Here is a 16,532-nt window from a genome sequence, read left to right as displayed (position 1 = left end):
GTGCTGGTGAGGTATTTCGGGGCGGCGAAGGCCGCCACCGGTGTCGGTGAGGAACGGCTGCCCGGCGGACGCACGCTGGCAGCCGTGCTCGACGAGTTGCGCGCACGCCCGGCCTCCCCGGGCGCCCCGTCCCTGGTGACGGTCCTCGGGCGCAGCAGCTTCCTGCTGAACGAGGTCGCGCTGCGGGACACCTCGACCGTCCTCGCGGACGACGACGTGCTGGACGTCCTGCCGCCCTTCGCCGGCGGCTAGGAGGCAGCGGAGCCCTCGACCTGCACCCGGTCGACGCCGTCGGCCGCGGCGCCTGCCGGGACTGCCGCCTCCGGCAGCAGGCGTCGATCCTCGTGCTGCCGGTCGATGGTGACGCGGTACCAGTAGATGGCCTTGTGACCGACGGTCAGGTCCACCGGATGCCCCTGGTGGTGGCTCATGCCGCAGGTCTCCTCGCCCCAGACCTCGACGTGGACGACCCGCTCGTGACAAGGGAGACCGCGGTCCTCGACCGCCTTCCGCGCGTAGCGCATCAGCACCAGACCTTCGAGGTAGCCGGCACCCGCGGCTCGCAGGAAGCTGACGGTCTCGTACCGCGGGTAGGTCCTCATAGCGGGGGCCGTTCCTACTTCGCGCGAAGGTCCGAGGGGAAGTGCTTCCATTCCCGGCGGAAGCGGGATTCCGCACGAAGGGCTGCGACCTGTTCCAGGGCATGCAGCCGACCGTAGGTGAATCCGTTCTCACCCTGCTTGAACGCAGCGGCACCGAGGCGGCGCAGCAGGTCCCGGGTCACGACGCTGTCCTGATGCTCGCCGAGGATCTTCTGGATCCCCACGGCCGCCTCCCCGATGCGGGCGACCTTCTTCCGGCCGAGCGGGGCCGCGGCCTCGGTCGCGTACCGTAGCCGCTTGCCCTCCTTGCGCGCCTCATGGAGGGCTGGGTGGTCTCCGACGCCCGCGGGGTGCTGCCTGGCCTCGTCGACTGCCGAGCGCAGGCGCCGGATGTCCCGGTTCAGGAGATCCGGGATCACCTGAGCGGCCGGCTCGGCGGCCCGGGCCGTCAGTGCCGGGGCTGCCAGCACGGATTCGAGGGTGTCGAGCAGCAGGAAGTAGCGGCGCCCGCGCAGCGCCTTGAGGGCCCGGGCGTGGGCCTTTCTGTAACCGTCCCCGAGCTCCAGGTCGACCCTGCGCCGGACCGGGCCCAGCACCAGTTCCGGCGGTTCGTCGGCCAGCATCTCCCTGAGCCGTGCGTGCATGACCTCGGCGTCCCGCGCCTTGCCGAGCACGCCTGCGAGCCACTTCAGTTCCTCACGCAGGAGCCGTACGGCGTCGGCGTCCTCCAGCAGGGAGCGGTACGTGCCCAGGACCGACCGCACGCGCCGGGTGGCGACCCGCATCCGGTGGACCGCGTCGGGTGCGTCCTGCCGCACCTGGGGGTCCTGCTCCTCGAGCGCGGCCATCTGCTCGTGGAGGTAGGCGAGCAGGATGTCCCCGGCCGGACCGCCCGGTGTCGGTGTGGGTCGCGTGTCGGCGACGGTGCGGAGCAGGGAGCCGAGGGTCCGCTCCAGTTTGGAGCTGTGGGCGGCGGGGCGCGCACCGGCGTCCGCGACCCGGGTCTGCACGGCATCGAGCAGGTCGATCGACCCGTCGACGAGCTCGATCTCCCATTCACGCCAGTGCAGGCCGGTGGGTTCGGGCCGCAGCGCCTCGGCCTGCACACGGTCGTCCATGAGGTCGACCAGGATCCTGCCTCCCTCGTCGCGGAGGTGGTGCACGATGCGCCGCGTCGTCAGCCGGGCGACCGGCACCAGCGCCCCGCTCCTGACGTGCACCCGGATCAGGTCCAGCAGTGCCTCGGGGACGCCGTCGGCCTTCCTGCCCAACGGCTCATGGTGTTCGTGCCGTTCGTCGGGACCCGCCGGGATCTTGAGGTGCCACCCGGCGTCCTCACCCCCGGATCGTCGTCGCAGCGTGATGCGCCGGGAGGCCAGCCTGAAGTCCTCGGTATCGAAGTACTCGGCCTCGAGCCGATGCTCGACCGGCTGGTCCACCGTCCCGATCCCGGGAAGGTCGTGCAGCGAAGGAACCCCGGCGTCGTCGTCGACGTCGAATTTCCGCTCAATCTCAACCACGGCATCAGGACGCATAGGGCACTGTATATCGGGACACCGGCCCGCGTCAGCAACCCGCGGGCGGCCCCGTCACCGCGACGCCGTCAGGGTGCGTGGGGGCAACCGGTGAGCCAGGGCAGGGCCTTAGCCCGGTGCCGGAAGTACCGGGTCGGATAGGGCGGATCATGGACCTCGGCGAAGAACGCCGCGAGGGCCCTGTCCACCGCCGTCGGTCCTACGATCGCCATCGCCGCGATGTTGAGCTCCCCGGCGAACCGGCGGAGGGCGGTCCGGCTGAGGGTCACCATGCCGTTGAGCTCGACCAGCATCGGCGGACACACGTTCCTGCTGATCACATCGGCCCGCTCGACGAGGGCGATCGCATCCGCCTCGCCGACACTCATGCCGGCAAGCCATTCGACCCACAGGACCCCGTCACGCATCGTCGCCGTGAAGGCCTCGGCCGCCAGCTGTTCCTCGTCGATCATCGCTCCCTCTCCATCAGATTGCTCGGCATCCGGTCGCAGACCACGCCCGGGCCGCTACACGAGGCGGGACGACGGATCGGGAAGATGACTCGTCAGCCATGCCAGCGCCGCGTCCTCGTCGGTGAAGAACCGGACCTCGTGCACCGATTGCTGCACGGATGCGGCGTTGACCCGGTCCACGGGGGTGACCCCCAGCATCGCAGCAGCCAGGACCATGATCTCGGAACCGTAGGCTGCCCTCGCACCGGCGTTGATGATCTTGATGTGGCGCATGTCCACCAGGATCGCGTACGGGACATGACCCACCAGCTCCAGGCTCTGCTTGAGGACGTCCCTGGCGTCGGCTTCCTGGACCTCGGTTCCCGGCACCCAGGTCAGGCGGAGCAGGGCAGGACGGAGCAGGCTGAGGGTCGCCCTGCCCTCGGCCGCGGAAACCCTGACCGCCCGGCCATAACCGGACGCCGGCACCGTGTCCGCACCCGGCAGCACCGCCTGCTCGGTCCGTCGATCGTCGATACCCACCAGCTCCCAGCCACAATGGTCGTCAGCTCCCCATCCTACGAACCAGCGGGTCCCATGACGTACCGGGCACCCGCAACTTATCCGCAGATTGTCCGCATGGGAGCGAGAGCTGCACAACGGGGAGCCCCTCCGGGGCCGACCCGGCGCGGGGAACGGCCGGCAGCCCGTCGTCGTGCTCCGTAGCGTTCCACCCTCTTGCCGGCTCGGGCGAGGGCGAAGACGAGCGAGCTCGGCCTCGGCGGTCCTTCTCGCCGTGCTTCGGGACACATGTCCTACCGGACGACGATGACGTTGCCTCGGGCGTGGTGGAGGACGGCGTGGACCGTGGACCCGAGGCGGGCACCGAGCGTGTTGGTGCCCTTCGCGCCCAGGACGACGCAGACGGCCCGATGCGCCTGGTGGATGATGACCCCGGGGACGGACGGTTCCGCGAAGGAGTCCTCGATGACGGTGAGGTCCGTATCCGCAGGCAGGAGGTTCAGGGCCTGCTGGATGACGGGGTCGTGCTCCGGGTCGGGCTGCCGCGTCCGGGCGTGCCGCGTGTAGGGCCGGACGTGGAGGACGCGGAGCGGCGCGTGCAGGGTCGTCGCGAGGACCGCTGCCTCGGTGACGGCGCGATCGCTCTCCGGTGATCCGTCGACCGCGACCAGGACGTCGCCCTTGCCGGGCTGATCCTCGCGGATGACCGCGATGGGGCAGGAGGAGGACGCGGCGAGGTGGAGGCTGACCGAGCCGATGACCAAGCCTGCGAACCCGCCGAGCCCGCGAGTGCCGGTGACGAGGAGGGCAGCGTCGGCGGAGAGCCGGGTGAGTACTTCTGAGGGAAAGCCGGTGATGAGCCGCACGCTGACCTCGAGGTCCGGTTCCGCCTGCTTCGCGAGATCGAGGCCTTCGGCGCTGGTGCGCTCGGCGGCCCGCTGGAGGCCGCTGTCCTTGATGTCGCCGACCGGGCCGAGGTCCTGGGTGAAGAACGGCCAGACCCAGCAGTGCACGACGACGAGAGGCAGTCCGGAGACAGCCGCGTGGTGGGCCGCCCACAGCACCGCCCGGCGGGAGCCGTCCGAGCCGTCATACCCGACAAGGACAGGCTTGACCGGCGCTTCAGCCGGGCTCACGCTGATGCACCGACGATTAGCAGTGACTGAAGGGGGCGATAGGGCGGCAGTGTTGCATGCATGGTGAGTCCTTGTCCGAGCAGAGGTCCTGCCTGAGCATGACCCACTCCGGCCCAGATCGGTAGGACTGTCCGCCTCCCGGACCGATGACAGGCCCCACCCTTCGCAGGGTAGGGCCTGTCGGGTCCGGGTTTCAGCTGGTTACGGCCGTCCGCTCAGCGGGTGACCACCACGTGCTCGTTGGGCACGCAGTGCGTCATGGTCAGTCCCTCGACGTCGCGGGGGCCGTTGCTGCCGAGGTTCTTCAATCGCATCAGCTCGTCCTCGGACAGGGTCTGGCTCGCGAGGGGCGGCAGGTCCTTGACCTCGTCGACGCCGATGCCCAGGCCCTCACCGACACGTGCTCCGAGCTCGTCATCGACGAGGTAGAAGTGCCAGACCATGCGCTCCTGCACCGCGCGTGCCGCCTGCCCGATGAGCGTGACGAAGTTGCCGACGAGGTCGTCCTTCTCCCACTGCTCGAGCAGCTGGTACCGCTGGCCCGCCTGCAGGTAGTCGTTGGTGAGCGGGATGCGCTTGCGCGTCAGTCGCCCCTGGATCTCCGGGCCCTGGTCGTCGTGCGTGGGGTACTGCCCCTCACGCAGGCCACCGGTGATGGAGGGCTCGTAGTTGACGTGGGGGTTCTGCCCGGGCGCCCGGTCCGTCCCGTAGGACATCTGGCCACCGCCCTGGTTGGTGTGGACCGAGGCGTTCTTCGCCGAGTTGACGGGGAGCTGGAGGTAGTTCGGGCCGACGCGGTAGCGCTGGGCGTCGCTGTAGCTGAAGGTGCGCCCCACGAGCATCTTGTCGTCCGAGAAGTCGAGGCCGTCCACCAGGACGCCGGTCCCGAAGGAGAGCTGCTCGTTCTCGTTGTGGTGGTCCGTGACGTTCCGGTTCAGCGTCATGGTGCCGATGAGTTTCGGCTCGAAGTCCTGTTCCGGCCAGGTCTTCGTGTCGTCGAGGGGATCGAAATCGAGCTCCGGGTGGTCGCCGTCGTCCATCAGCTGCACGTACAGGTCCCACTTCGGGTAGTCGCCGCGCTCGATCGCCTCGTACAGGTCCTTCGACGCGTGGCCGAGGTCCGTCGCCTGGATGTTGGCGGCGTCCTCCTCGGTCAGGCTCTTCACGCCCTGGCGCGGCTGCCAGATGTACTTCACGAGCTTGGTGGCACCATCGGCATCGACCCACTTGTAGGTGTTGACGCCGAATCCCTGCATGTGGCGGTAATCAGCCGGTATGCCGCGCGGGCTGAAGAGGTTCACGAGCATGTGCATGGCCTCGGGGGTCTGCGACATGAAGTCGAAGATGCGGGCCGGTTCCTGCCTGAACGTGATGGGGTCCGGCTTCAGGGAATGGATGACGTCGGGGAACTTGATGGCATCGCGGATGAAGAACACCGCGAGGTTGTTGCCCACGAGGTCCCAGTTGCCGTCCTCCGTGTAGAACTTCACCGCGAAGCCGCGGGGATCCCGGGCCGCCTCGGACGAATCCCGGCCGCCGATGACGGAGGAGAAGCGGATGGCGACATCGGTCTTCTTGCCCGGTTCCGAGAACAGCTTCGCACGGGTGTAGGTGGCGATCGGCTCGTCACCGCATTTCCCGGTGGCCTCGAAATCGCCGTACGCCACGAACCCGCGGGCGTGGACCACGCGCTCGGGGATGCGCTCGCGGTCGAAGTGGCTGATCTTCTCGAGGAACTGGTAGTTCTCCAGGGTGGCCGGGCCGCGGGCACCGACGGTCCGGGAATTCTGGTTGTCGTACACCTGGTGGCCCTGGCGGTTGGTCAGGACGGGCCGGTCGTCCCCTTCGGCGGGCGGCTGGCTGGCGACATCAGTCATGCGGTGCTCCTCACGGTGGACTCTCAACAACGGTTGTTTTGAGTAGTTCAAAACAAACGGTACAGTGGTAACCATGCCGACTGCATCCACTTCCGTCCCCGACATCGATGTGCTAAAGCACACGATCCGGGCGTCGGGGCTGAAGGTGACGGCGCCCCGGGTCGCGGTGCTGCGCACCCTGCAGCACCTCCCGCACTCGAGCGCCGAACGCGTGTTTGACCGCGTGAAGGACGAGTTGTCCGGGACGTCCCCGCAGGCGGTATATGGAATCCTGGCGGCCTTCACGGGAGCCGGCATCGTCCGTCGATTCGATCCTCCGGGTTCCCCCGCCCTGTTCGAATGCAGGGTCGGGGACAACCATCACCACCTCGTCTGCGTGGCGTGCGGGACCATCAGGGACGTGGATTGCGTGATCGGGGAAGCGCCCTGCCTGGAGCCGTCCGACGATTCCGGGTTCACCGTCTTCGCCGCCGAAGTGACGTTCAACGGCTTGTGTGAGCAATGCCGCGCCGCCGCCTCGGCCACCGACGACCCGTAGCCGGGAAACACCCACCAACCACCGGCCGATCATCGGTCCGGTGACCCACCGTACGGGCACCCACCCACCAGCCTGGTGCGGTCATGCCCGAAATCGACCGAGAAGGAAGAACCCTTGACCCTCATCGCCCCCACCACCCGCCCCGATGTCCGCCCCGCCTCCCCCGGCAGGCTGCCGGCGTCCCCGCTCGGCGGGAGCTACATCACGACGAGCCGCACGACACCCAGGAGCTTCCGGGCGCCCGGCACCTACGTCACGTCGAACGGGCCCGCACCCGCCACCTTCGGCAGCTATGTCACCACCGAGGTCCGACGCCCGGTGTCCGGCGGCTCGTACACCTACGTCGGCTAGCAGGGCCGCGGCATCGACCGGCAGTACGACGTCGGTGAGGGCCGGTGCCGGAGCGTCCGCTCCGGCACCGGCCCTCGGAGTCTCAGGTGAAGACGTGGAGGAAGCGGAGGAACACGGAGGCGGCGACGGCGATCCAGGTCAGGACGATGATCGGTGCCACCCAGGCCGCCAGGCTGCGCGTCAGGCCGGCGGGGGCGGGAATGATGCCGTGGACCAGGTTGCGGACGGTGGTGAGGATGACCAGGGGAACCATCGCCGACCACACGACCATGCAGTAGAGGCAGAGGATGTAGATGTCGAACAGGGCCTGGCTCCACAGCCAGGCCGCGAACACCGCACCGAGGGTGACGCCCACCTGCAGGCCCGCCCAGTACCAGCGGCTGAACCGCGCCCCGGCGAGCAGGGCCATGCCGGTCGTGATGACGACGGTGAAGCCCACGAGCCCGATGAACGGGTTGGGGAAGCCGAAGAGCTCGGACTGCCAGGTCTCCATGACCTGCCCGCAGGACACCCACGGGTTGATGTCGCAGCTGGTGACGTGGTCGGGGTTCCGGTAGAGCTCGAGCTTCTCGAGGATCAGGATCCCGGCGGCGGCCCACCCGATGACACCGGTGGCGACGAGCATGGCCCCGAACGGGACCCTGCGCGCGAACCCGGGCACGGACACGTCATCCTGCCCACTTCCCGGGGATGATGTGACGTCGCTGGTGGTGTGAGCCATGATGCTCAGTCCGCGATGGCGGTCTCGATGAGGCTGCGGAATTCCTCGAGCGTGGCCGGCTGGATCTTCCGTCCCTCGAGGAAGAACGTCGGGGTCCCCTCGACGTTCAGCGCCATGCCGTCGTTCTTGTCGGCGTTCACGCGCTCCATGGTCGCCGGGTCGGCGATCGCTGCGTCGTAGGCCGCCATGTCCAGGCCGAGATCCTCCGCGAAGCCCCGGAACACCGGCGACCTGTCCTCGGAGGTATGGCTCCACTCGGGCTGTGTCTCGTACATGCGCGCGTGCATCTCCTTGAACCTGCCCTGCTGCGCGGCGGCCTCGACGGCCGCGGCCGCGGTCTCGGAGTTCGGGTGGCCGGGCAGTGGGAAGTATCGGGAGACCACCGTCAGGTTCTCCCCGTACTCCTCGGAGAGGTCCTCCACCACGGGGTATGCGGCCAGGCAGGATTCGCATTCGAAGTCGAGGAACTCGACCAGCACGGCCTTCTCGTCCGGCGCCTGGGACACGCGGTGGCTGTCCTCACGCACGACCTCCGCAGCGGTCGTACCGGCCGTCGGGCTGTCGTCCGCGCCCAGCGCGTTGAAGAGGAGCACCAGGCCGACGACGACGGCGGCGGCTGCCAACAGGCCGATCGCGATCCGGTTCGGCAGGCTCAGGCCCTTCGTCGTGTCGGGCGTCGCGCTGGGAGCGGGGGCGGGGGTCGGCACGGTGGGTGTCTCCTGGTCATGGAACGGCGTCGTCGCGCAGGTGCTTCGGACGGTTCGGCGGTCATTGCTCCTGAGCATCTTCAACAGTACCCGGCATCATGTACTGACCCGGGGCGCCGGGAAGAGCCGGCTACTCCCTCACGGAGGACGGGCCCAGGCGGTGAAGGACCCCCTGCTGACCTAGCGGAAGGACAGCGCGAGGCCGAGCATGGCCAGGGCGAGGAGGGGGAACAGCCAGTCGGTCACCTGGACCATGAGCCGCGCCCCCGTCCCGGTGCCGTCCGCCGTCCCGGAGAGCGGATCGGTGACGTCGTCGGCGCTCCCCGGGCGAGATGACCGGACGGTGTTCGTGATCGACAGGGCCACCATGACCAGGGCGCTGCCGACCACCCAGGGCAGCGGATCCATGGACAGCCAGGCCTCGGCCTGGTTCGTGGGGGTCACGACCGCCGAGAGGATCCCCGCCACAGCACAGGCAGCGGCAAGGGCCACGCAGACCCAGATGCGACGGACGACGGCGTCGAGGTAGAACGGCAGGAGAGCGACAAGCACGACCGGCGTGGCGAGGAAGGCCGTCTGCGCCGGGGACACCAGCAGCAGCTCCGACCGCGTCCAGGACACGACCGCCTGGTTGAAGAGCAGGAAGGCCAGGAGCCCCAGGAGCGACGGCCACAGTGCGGTGCGGATCCAGTCGTGCTTCGGTGCGGCCGGGAGCTCGAGCGCGGCTGCGTAGTCCCGGGCGGGCCCGAACGCCTCCTCGGCCCGCTGGCCGGTGTCGCCGAGGAGTTCCCGGGCGCTTGCGACGGTGTCACCGATGGCGCTCCCGTGCACCTGGCGCAGGCGGAGTTCCATGACGAGCTGATCGAACCACTTCTTGTCGCTGGTCTCCTGCGTCATGCCGGGGTCTCCTTCGTGAGCCGCTCGGGGTCGAGGTAACCGGTACTGGTATCGGCGAAACGCCGCCAGTCAGCACACAGACGGGTGAGTTCGGTGCGTCCCTGATCCGTCAGTGCGAAGTACTTGCGGCCGGGACCTCCGTCGCCGGCGCGCCATTCCGTGGTCACCAGCCCGGCGGTCTCGTAGCGGGACAGGAGCGGGTACAGCGTCCCGCCCTTGATGGTGCCGAACCCGTGACGCTCGAGCTCGCTGATGATGGCGTAGCCGTAGGACGGTCCCGCGGACAGGGCGCGAAGGACCAGGAGACCCAGCGTGGCTCGCAGCCAGTCGCTCGGCCAGTCCACGCTGCCCGGGGTCGGGCGATCGGCACTCGGGACATCCATGACTAGATTGTCTATCTAAGTAGTTAGCCTGTAAAGAGCGCATCGTGCGGTCCGTGATCGTGGACCGCACCTCCAGGAAGGGAAGCAGCATGCCCGGCCTGCGCTGATCCGTTCTGCGGCGGGGCCCCGGCATCTACCCGGCGAGGTCGGCTTCCGAGTCGAAAGGCCCGACGACGACCGTGGTGCGCGGCGCCGCGGCGAGTTCCCGGGCCAGCGCCTGGACGTCCTCGGCGGTGACGGACCGGATGCGCTGGAGGGAGGTGTCCATGTCGACGAACTCGCCCGAGACGAGCTCGGACCGGCCGAGCCGCGACATGCGGGAGCTGCTGTCCTCGAGGGCCATGACCAGTCCGCCGGAGAGCTGCCCGACGGCCTTGCGGAGCTCCTCGGCGTCGATGCCGTCGGCGGCGAGCCGGTCCAGTTCGGCGCCGAGCAGATCGATGACCTGGGCGGTCTTGGCCGGCGAGCACCCCGCGTACATGCCGAAGTAGCCCGCGTCCGCGTAGGCCGCCGAGAACGAGTAGGTGGAGTAGACGAGGCCGCGCTTCTCGCGGATCTCCTGGAACAGCCGCGAGGACATGCCGCCCCCGAGGACGGCATTCAGGACGCTCATCGCGAACCTGCGCTCGTCGGTCGCCGTGAGGGAAGGACATCCGATCAGGATGTTCGACTGTTCGACGGCGCGCCGGATCACGTGGACGCCCGTCGCCCCCCTGACCGGCACTTCGGTGGTCCGGCGGCGCGGGACGGGCAGGGCACCCTCGTCGAGGGTCCACCCGGCGGACACGAGCGCTTCCTGCACGAGACGGCAGACGACGTCGTGGTCCAACCCGCCCGCGGCGGTGACGACGAGCTCGGCGGGCGTGTAGTAGCGGCGGTAGTGGGCGAGGACGGACTCGCGCGGCACCGCGCGGATCGCCTCGGGGGTTCCGCCGATCGGCCGGCCGAGGGGGTGCTCCCCCAGCACCAGCTCGACGAACCGCTCGTGCGCCACGTCCGCGGGATCGTCGCTGTCCATCGCGATCTCCTCGAGGATGACGTCGCGCTCCTGCTCGAGTTCCTCGGGGTCGAGCACGGCGGAGGTGACCATGTCCGCGATGACGTCGATGGCCATCGGCAGGTCCGAGTCGAGGACCCGCGCGTAGTAGCAGGTGTTCTCCTTCGCGGTGGCGGCATTGGATTCGCCGCCCACCTCGTCGAAGGCGGACGCGATGTCCATGGCGCTGCGACGCGTGGTCCCCTTGAACAGCAGGTGCTCCAGGAAGTGGGTGGAGCCGTGCTGGCCGTCGGCCTCGTCGCGGGACCCGACGCCCACCCAGAAGCCGATGGTCGCGGAGCGCTGGCCCGGCATCGCCTCGGTGAGCACGCGCACGCCGCCGGCCAGCACGCTGCGCCGCACCACGTTGCCGCCGGGATCACCGGCCACGAACGTGGGATCGGCACCCTCCGCACCGGTGTGGGTGGTGGGCAGCAGGGGAAGGGACACTACGGAGGACAGGGACATCCTGGTCTTTCTGGTCTGTCGACTGGGCAGGGAACGGCAGACGGCCCCGGCGCTGATCGAATCGATCGGCGTCGGGGCCGTACGGTGCTCAGGACGAGCGGGGCAACAGGTCAGTCGTCGCCCTCGGTGGCCTCGGGCAGCTCGATGCCGGCGTCCTCGGAGAGATCCTCCGCGACGACGGGCGAGAGCGAGAGCTTTCCGCGGTCGTCGACCTTGGTGATCTCGACCTGGATCTTCTGGCCCACGGAGACGATCTCGTCGACGTTGTCGACGCGCTTCCCACCGGCGAGCTTGCGGAGCTCGGAGATGTGCAGCAGGCCGTCCTTGCCGGGGGTGAGGGAGACGAAGGCGCCGAAGGTCGTGGTCTTGACCACCGTGCCCAGGTAGCGCTCACCGATCTCGGGGACCTGCGGGTTGGCGATGGCGTTGACGGCGGCGCGGGCGGCTTCCGCCGACTCGCCGTTCGTCGCGCCGATCAGCACGGTGCCGTCGTCCTCGATCGAGATGTCCGCTCCGGTGTCCTCCTGGATCTGGTTGATCATCTTGCCCTTGGGGCCGATGACCTCGCCGATCTTGTCCACGGGGATCTTCACCGAGATGATCCGGGGTGCGAACTCGGAGAGCTCGTCCGGGGTGTCGATCGCGGCCTGCAGCACGCCCAGGATGTGCAGGCGCGCCTCGCGGGCCTGCTTCAGGGCGGCGGCGAGCACGGACGCGGGGATGCCGTCGAGCTTCGTGTCCAGCTGGATGGCCGTGACGAACTCCGACGTTCCGGCGACCTTGAAGTCCATGTCGCCGAAGGCGTCCTCGGCACCGAGGATGTCCGTCAGCGCCGCGTAGCGGGTCTGGCCGTCGACGACGTCGGACACGAGGCCCATGGCGATGCCGGCGACCGGCGCGCGGAGGGGGACACCGGCGTTGAGCAGCGACAGCGTGGAGGCGCAGACCGAGCCCATCGACGTCGAGCCGTTGGAGCTCAGCGCCTCGGAGACCTGGCGGATCGCGTACGGGAACTCCTCGCGGGTGGGCAGGACGGGCACGAGGGCGCGCTCCGCCAGTGCTCCGTGGCCGATCTCGCGGCGCTTCGGCGAACCGACGCGGCCGGTCTCACCGGTGGAGTAGGGCGGGAAGTTGTAGTTGTGCATGTAGCGCTTGCGCGTGACGGGCGACAGCGAGTCGATCTGCTGCTCCATCTTGAGCATGTTCAGCGTGGTGACACCCAGGATCTGGGTCTCGCCGCGCTCGAAGATGGCGGAGCCGTGCACGCGCGGCAGGACCTCGACCTCGGCGGTGAGCTTGCGGATGTCGCTCAGGCCACGGCCGTCGATGCGGACCTGGTCCTTGAGGATGCGCTGGCGGACGACGGCCTTGGTCAGCGAGCGGAAGGCTGCGGAGAGCTCCTTCTCGCGTCCCTCGAACTGCGCGCCGAGGGCGTCCATGAGCTCGCCCTTGAGGGCGTCGGAGGCGCTTTCGCGCTCCTGCTTGTCGGCGATCTGGAAGACCTGCCCGAGCTTCTCGGCTCCGGCGGACTCGACGGCGGCGTAGACGTCGTCCTGGTAGTCGAGGAACACGGGGAACTCGACGGTCGGCTTCGCGGCGCGGGCCGCGAGGTCGGCCTGCGCCTCGCACAGCGCGCGGATGAACGGCTTGGCGGCCTCGAGGCCGTCAGCGACGATCTCCTCGGTGGGGGCGGTGGCGCCGTTCTCCTTGATGAGGGTCCACGAGTTGTCGGTGGCCTCAGCCTCGACCATCATGATGGCGACGTCGTCACCGGCGATGCGCCCGGCGACCACCATGTCGAAGACCGAGTTCTCGAGCTCGGAGTGCTTCGGGAAGGCGATCCACTGGTCGGAGCCGCTGCCGTCGGAGACGAGGGCGACGCGGACGCCACCGATCGGTCCCGAGAAGGGCAGGCCGGAGAGCTGCGTGGACATCGACGCCGCGTTGATGGCGACGACGTCGTAGCGGACGTCCGGGTTGATCGCGAGGATGGTCACGACGACCTGGACCTCGTTGCGCAGTCCCTTGACGAAGGCGGGACGCAGCGGGCGGTCCATGAGGCGGCAGGCCAGGATGGCTTCGGTCGACGGGCGGCCTTCGCGACGGAAGAACGAGCCCGGGATGCGGCCCGCGGCGTACATGCGCTCTTCGACGTCGACGGTCAGCGGGAAGAAGTCGAAGCCTTCGCGCGGGTGCTTCCCGGCTGTCGTGGCCGAGAGCAGCGCGGTGTCCTCGTCGATGTAGACCATGGCGGAGCCGGCGGCCTGCTGGGCGACACGCCCGGTCTCGAACCGGACGGTGCGTGTTCCGAAGCGACCGTTGTCGATCACTGCTTCGGCGAACTGAATTTCGGGACCCTCCAAGAGAGTCACCTCCGTTTCCTGGTAGGCGGAGGCAATCGGCACCCGACGTGGCCCGTCCCTCATGGACGGCCCACAGCACCCGGTCTTCGATCGAGATCCACGGAACTGCCGGTCCGGCGTTCCGGAGACCACTACCGAGGACCGCGAATGCGTGGTGCCGGTTGACTCCTGTTATGCGTGGGGTACTTCGATGCTGTTTCCAGCAAGAAGGCGGCTCCCCCTCCCGGGGAGAGGGTGCCGCCTTCCGATGCTACTTATCGACGCAGACCCAGGCGCTCGATGAGCGACCGGTAGCGCGTGATGTCGGTGTCCCGCAGGTAGTCCAGCAGGCGACGGCGACGACCGACGAGAAGAAGCAGGCCACGACGCGTGTGGTGGTCGTGCTTGTGCATCTTCAGGTGCTCGGTCAGGTCGAGGATACGGCGGGAAAGCATCGCGATCTGCACCTCGGGTGAACCGGTGTCACCTTCGGCCAGAGCGTATTCCTTGATGATTTCCTGCTTGATGGCGGCGTCAAGGGCCACGAGTAACTCCTAGAGTTGTACCGTGAACATGTGCTGAGCATCGCTTGCACGACGACACAGAAAAATCCAGCCACCACGGACTGCAGCCGGATCTTCCCCAAGTCTAGCGTCTGGGCTGATGTTCTGTCGAAAGCAGGCCGCGCGCGCGGTCGACGTCGAGCCTCATCTGCTCGATCAGCGCCTCGGGCCCCGTGTAGGTCACCTGCCCGCGCAGCCGCTCGACGAATTCGACGACCACGGACTGCCCGTACAGGTCGAAATCCTGCACACGTTCCGGCGGACGGTTGATGACGTGCGCCTCGACCTGGCGGTCCACGCCGTCGAACGTGGGATTGGATCCGACGGAGATGGCGGCGGGCCAGCACGTCCCGGCCTGGTCGATGAGCCAGCCTGCGTAGATGCCGTCGGCGGGGATGAACCCCTGCGCGGACGGGGCCAGGTTCGCCGTCGGGTAACCGAGTTCCCTGCCCCGGGCCGCCCCGTGCACCACTTCGCCGCGCATGCGGTGGAGCCGTCCGAGGACGCGCGCCGCGGTCCCCACGTCACCGGCCACCAGCGCCTCACGGACCCAGGTCGACGAGCAGCGACGGTCGCCGTCGGCGTCCGTGGCATCCGCCGGATAGCTGGCACCGAAGTCGTCGATGGTGATGACCTCGAAGCCGAGGGTGCGGCCGAGCTCGCGCATCGTGTCGAGATCCCCGCTGTTGCCCCTGCCGAACCGGACATCGTGGCCGATGACCACGGCCTTGGCCCTGAGCGCCCGCACGAACACGCGCTCCACGAATTCCTCCGGCGAATTGGAGGCGAGGTCGAGCGTGTAGTGCATCATCAGCAGGGCGTCGATGCCGGTCTCGGCGAGGGTCTCGACGCGGTCGTCGAGCCCCATGATCAGTTCGGGCGCGGAGTCGGGACGGTGGACCTGTGCGGGATGCGGGTCGAAGGACACGACGACGGCCGCAGCGGATCGTTGCCGCGCCGCTTCGACGACCTGCTGCAGGACGCGCTGATGCCCCCGGTGCACGCCGTCGAAGTTGCCGAGCGTCAGGACGGAGGGCCCGAAGTCCTCGGGCACGCTGTCCAGGTCTCTCCAGTAGTACACGCATCTCCTTCGCGATTCGGCCGGACCCCGGGACCGCGGTGTGGTCCGGCGGGTCGATCGCCGATCCCATTATGGCCGACGGCCCCGTCCCGGACGGCATCGCGCACCCGCTCCCGGGGTGCGGTCCCCGCTAGGTGCGCTGGGAGAACTCCTTGCGGAGCTCGCTGGTCTTCGCGATGTACTTGTGCCAGACGAGCAGGGCCGCCGGGAAGGCCAGTTCGATGACCATGAGGATGATCAGGAGGTAGTTGGGGGTGCCGGAGAACGCCCACGACAGGACGCGTCCGATACCGCCGACGAACACCATGAGGCACACCAGCCAGAGCATGTTGGCCCACTGGAACTTGATGGCGATGGTGATGAAGGCCGCGCCGACACCCACCATCATGGCCGAGTAGAACCGGAACTGGCTTTCGAGGGTGGGGTTGACGGGGGTGCCCTCGGTGTCCGGCAGGCCGGCCGTGCCGAGGATCAGGTAGTAGACGCCGAAGGCGGCGAGGGCCAGTCCCACCAGGACGACGACGGTGCGGAACACGTTCCAGTCACCACCCGTGGACGCTGCCTTGCCTGCCTTCTTCCCCTTGGCCGGGGCCCCGGACGTGGACGTGCCCGCCGCCGGCCCGGAGGCCGATGTCCCGGTGCGCGACGTCCCGGTGCCCAAGGTCCCGCTACCGGTCGCGGGGGTCGCGGCGCGCGACGAGGAGGGGGCCGATCCGGCGCCGTCGCGCCCGTTGGCGTCGGACCCCGCGGGCCGCCCGCCGGGCGCGGAGGAGTTGTCGTGCTCGGGGGTGTTGCTGGTCATGTCGGCTCCCTGGAGGCAGGCTGGATGGTGCTCTTCCGCCATACTCTCACGGTGCGGCGTGCGCCCAGGGGCGGATGCGACGGAATCCCCCGGACCACGTGTTCGGCTACGATCTGCCGTCGCGCGGGGTCCGGCCCGGCTGGTTCCTGCGCAGCCAGAGAAGGCCCAGGACCGGCAGGATGAGCGGGACGAACCCGTAACCGCGGCCGAAGGCCGACCACACCGTCTCGCTCGGGAACGCCTGTGCGTCGAAGACGCTGAGGAGCCCCACCGCGACGACGCCCACGAGTTCCGTGGTCACGGCGATGACGGATATCCGATACGCCCGGGCGCCGGGCCGTGCGAGGGAAACGGTGGCGACGATGTACACCACGGCTGCGACCGCCGAGAGCAGGTACGCGAGCGGGGCTTCACCGAACTTCGTCGCGATCTGGAACCCGGCCCTGGCGGTCGCCGCGAGGGCGAACACGCCGTACACGGCGATCAGGAGCCGCCCGGGCCCGCTCGCGCGGCCGGCGCCGTCCGGAGCGGTCGCGGCGG

At 69.0% G+C, this 16,532-nt stretch carries 19 protein-coding genes; 3 read left to right on the top strand and 16 right to left on the bottom strand.

The window, feature by feature from the left end:
• Complete coding sequence (locus AC4D2E_RS15565; protein ID WP_104169011.1) at positions 1–252, top strand: MoaD/ThiS family protein; 252 nt, start codon at positions 1–3, stop codon at positions 250–252.
• On the opposite strand, the gene AC4D2E_RS15560 is transcribed toward AC4D2E_RS15565, so the two are convergent.
• From AC4D2E_RS15560 to AC4D2E_RS15535, 6 genes are all read right to left on the bottom strand, one after another.
• Positions 249–602 carry a hypothetical protein gene (locus AC4D2E_RS15560; protein ID WP_490953190.1) on the bottom strand — a complete coding sequence of 118 codons (354 nt, stop codon included), beginning with the start codon at positions 600–602 and terminating at the stop codon, positions 249–251. The two genes, AC4D2E_RS15565 and AC4D2E_RS15560, sit on opposite strands and share 4 nt — an antisense overlap.
• A 14-nt stretch (positions 603–616) precedes the next feature.
• Positions 617–2,122: a CYTH and CHAD domain-containing protein gene (locus tag AC4D2E_RS15555; RefSeq protein WP_490953189.1), complete on the bottom strand. Its 1,506-nt coding sequence runs from the start codon at positions 2,120–2,122 to the stop codon at positions 617–619.
• An 83-nt stretch (positions 2,123–2,205) separates the two neighbouring features.
• Entirely contained in the window at positions 2,206–2,589 is a 384-nt protein-coding gene (locus AC4D2E_RS15550; RefSeq protein WP_490953188.1) for a DUF7793 family protein, read from the bottom strand.
• 54 nt (positions 2,590–2,643) lie between these two features.
• Complete coding sequence (locus tag AC4D2E_RS15545) at positions 2,644–3,111, bottom strand: DUF7793 family protein (protein ID WP_490953187.1); 468 nt, start codon at positions 3,109–3,111, stop codon at positions 2,644–2,646.
• A gap of 272 nt (positions 3,112–3,383) precedes the next feature.
• Entirely contained in the window at positions 3,384–4,226 is an 843-nt protein-coding gene (locus AC4D2E_RS15540; protein ID WP_490910611.1) for a universal stress protein, read from the bottom strand.
• A gap of 215 nt (positions 4,227–4,441) precedes the next feature.
• Positions 4,442–6,103, bottom strand: coding sequence for a catalase (locus AC4D2E_RS15535; protein ID WP_104168999.1), 1,662 nt, complete (start codon positions 6,101–6,103; stop codon positions 4,442–4,444).
• Between the two features lie 73 nt (positions 6,104–6,176).
• Between AC4D2E_RS15535 and AC4D2E_RS15530 the strand changes: the two genes are divergently transcribed.
• The gene (locus AC4D2E_RS15530) at positions 6,177–6,641 is read left to right on the top strand and encodes a Fur family transcriptional regulator (RefSeq protein WP_490910612.1); all 465 of its coding nucleotides are present in this window, start codon (positions 6,177–6,179) and stop codon (positions 6,639–6,641) included.
• Positions 6,642–6,755: 114 nt separating this feature from the next.
• Complete coding sequence (locus AC4D2E_RS15525) at positions 6,756–6,992, top strand: hypothetical protein (protein WP_490953186.1); 237 nt, start codon at positions 6,756–6,758, stop codon at positions 6,990–6,992.
• Positions 6,993–7,074: 82 nt separating this feature from the next.
• On the opposite strand, the gene AC4D2E_RS15520 is transcribed toward AC4D2E_RS15525, so the two are convergent.
• The 10 genes from AC4D2E_RS15520 to AC4D2E_RS15475 form a co-directional block, all read right to left on the bottom strand.
• Complete coding sequence (locus AC4D2E_RS15520; RefSeq protein WP_490953185.1) at positions 7,075–7,713, bottom strand: vitamin K epoxide reductase family protein; 639 nt, start codon at positions 7,711–7,713, stop codon at positions 7,075–7,077.
• Positions 7,714–7,718: 5 nt separating this feature from the next.
• On the bottom strand, positions 7,719–8,420 hold the full coding sequence (locus AC4D2E_RS15515; protein WP_490953184.1) for a DsbA family protein: 702 nt from the start codon (positions 8,418–8,420) through the stop codon (positions 7,719–7,721).
• Between the two features lie 180 nt (positions 8,421–8,600).
• Entirely contained in the window at positions 8,601–9,317 is a 717-nt protein-coding gene (locus AC4D2E_RS15510) for a hypothetical protein (protein ID WP_490953183.1), read from the bottom strand.
• Positions 9,314–9,700, bottom strand: coding sequence for a PadR family transcriptional regulator (locus tag AC4D2E_RS15505; RefSeq protein ID WP_490953182.1), 387 nt, complete (start codon positions 9,698–9,700; stop codon positions 9,314–9,316). Before AC4D2E_RS15505 ends, AC4D2E_RS15510 begins: the two co-directional genes overlap by 4 nt.
• Positions 9,701–9,833: 133 nt before the next feature.
• The gene (locus AC4D2E_RS15500; protein WP_490953181.1) at positions 9,834–11,204 is read right to left on the bottom strand and encodes a M16 family metallopeptidase; all 1,371 of its coding nucleotides are present in this window, start codon (positions 11,202–11,204) and stop codon (positions 9,834–9,836) included.
• 110 nt (positions 11,205–11,314) lie between these two features.
• Positions 11,315–13,567, bottom strand: coding sequence for a polyribonucleotide nucleotidyltransferase (locus tag AC4D2E_RS15495; protein WP_104168267.1), 2,253 nt, complete (start codon positions 13,565–13,567; stop codon positions 11,315–11,317).
• A gap of 254 nt (positions 13,568–13,821) precedes the next feature.
• Complete coding sequence (rpsO, locus tag AC4D2E_RS15490; protein ID WP_087072138.1) at positions 13,822–14,091, bottom strand: 30S ribosomal protein S15; 270 nt, start codon at positions 14,089–14,091, stop codon at positions 13,822–13,824.
• A 103-nt stretch (positions 14,092–14,194) separates the two neighbouring features.
• Positions 14,195–15,190, bottom strand: a complete 996-nt coding sequence (locus tag AC4D2E_RS15485; RefSeq protein ID WP_490953180.1) for a bifunctional riboflavin kinase/FAD synthetase — start codon at positions 15,188–15,190, stop codon at positions 14,195–14,197.
• 130 nt (positions 15,191–15,320) lie between these two features.
• On the bottom strand, positions 15,321–15,992 hold the full coding sequence (locus AC4D2E_RS15480) for a DUF4345 domain-containing protein (RefSeq protein ID WP_490953179.1): 672 nt from the start codon (positions 15,990–15,992) through the stop codon (positions 15,321–15,323).
• Between the two features lie 106 nt (positions 15,993–16,098).
• A complete protein-coding gene (locus tag AC4D2E_RS15475) occupies positions 16,099–16,479 on the bottom strand; it encodes a hypothetical protein (RefSeq protein ID WP_490911091.1) in 381 nt (126 codons plus the stop codon).
• Between the last annotated feature and the right edge of the window lie 53 nt (positions 16,480–16,532).

It is taken from the genome of Arthrobacter sp. TJ-265 (assembly GCF_058269135.1).
Note: the sequence above shows the minus strand (reverse complement) of the source record. Positions and strands in the feature narration are given on the sequence as shown.

Coding starts and splice junctions, on each gene's coding strand:
- AC4D2E_RS15560 (WP_490953190.1), bottom strand. CDS start 602: ATGAGGACCTACCCGCGGTACGAGACCGTCAGCTTCCTGCGAGCCGCG.
- AC4D2E_RS15550 (WP_490953188.1), bottom strand. CDS start 2,589: ATGATCGACGAGGAACAGCTGGCGGCCGAGGCCTTCACGGCGACGATG.
- AC4D2E_RS15535 (WP_104168999.1), bottom strand. CDS start 6,103: ATGACTGATGTCGCCAGCCAGCCGCCCGCCGAAGGGGACGACCGGCCC.
- AC4D2E_RS15530 (WP_490910612.1), top strand. CDS start 6,177: ATGCCGACTGCATCCACTTCCGTCCCCGACATCGATGTGCTAAAGCAC.
- AC4D2E_RS15520 (WP_490953185.1), bottom strand. CDS start 7,713: ATGGCTCACACCACCAGCGACGTCACATCATCCCCGGGAAGTGGGCAG.
- AC4D2E_RS15510 (WP_490953183.1), bottom strand. CDS start 9,317: ATGACGCAGGAGACCAGCGACAAGAAGTGGTTCGATCAGCTCGTCATG.
- AC4D2E_RS15505 (WP_490953182.1), bottom strand. CDS start 9,700: ATGGATGTCCCGAGTGCCGATCGCCCGACCCCGGGCAGCGTGGACTGG.
- AC4D2E_RS15500 (WP_490953181.1), bottom strand. CDS start 11,204: ATGTCCCTGTCCTCCGTAGTGTCCCTTCCCCTGCTGCCCACCACCCAC.
- AC4D2E_RS15480 (WP_490953179.1), bottom strand. CDS start 15,992: ATGACCAGCAACACCCCCGAGCACGACAACTCCTCCGCGCCCGGCGGG.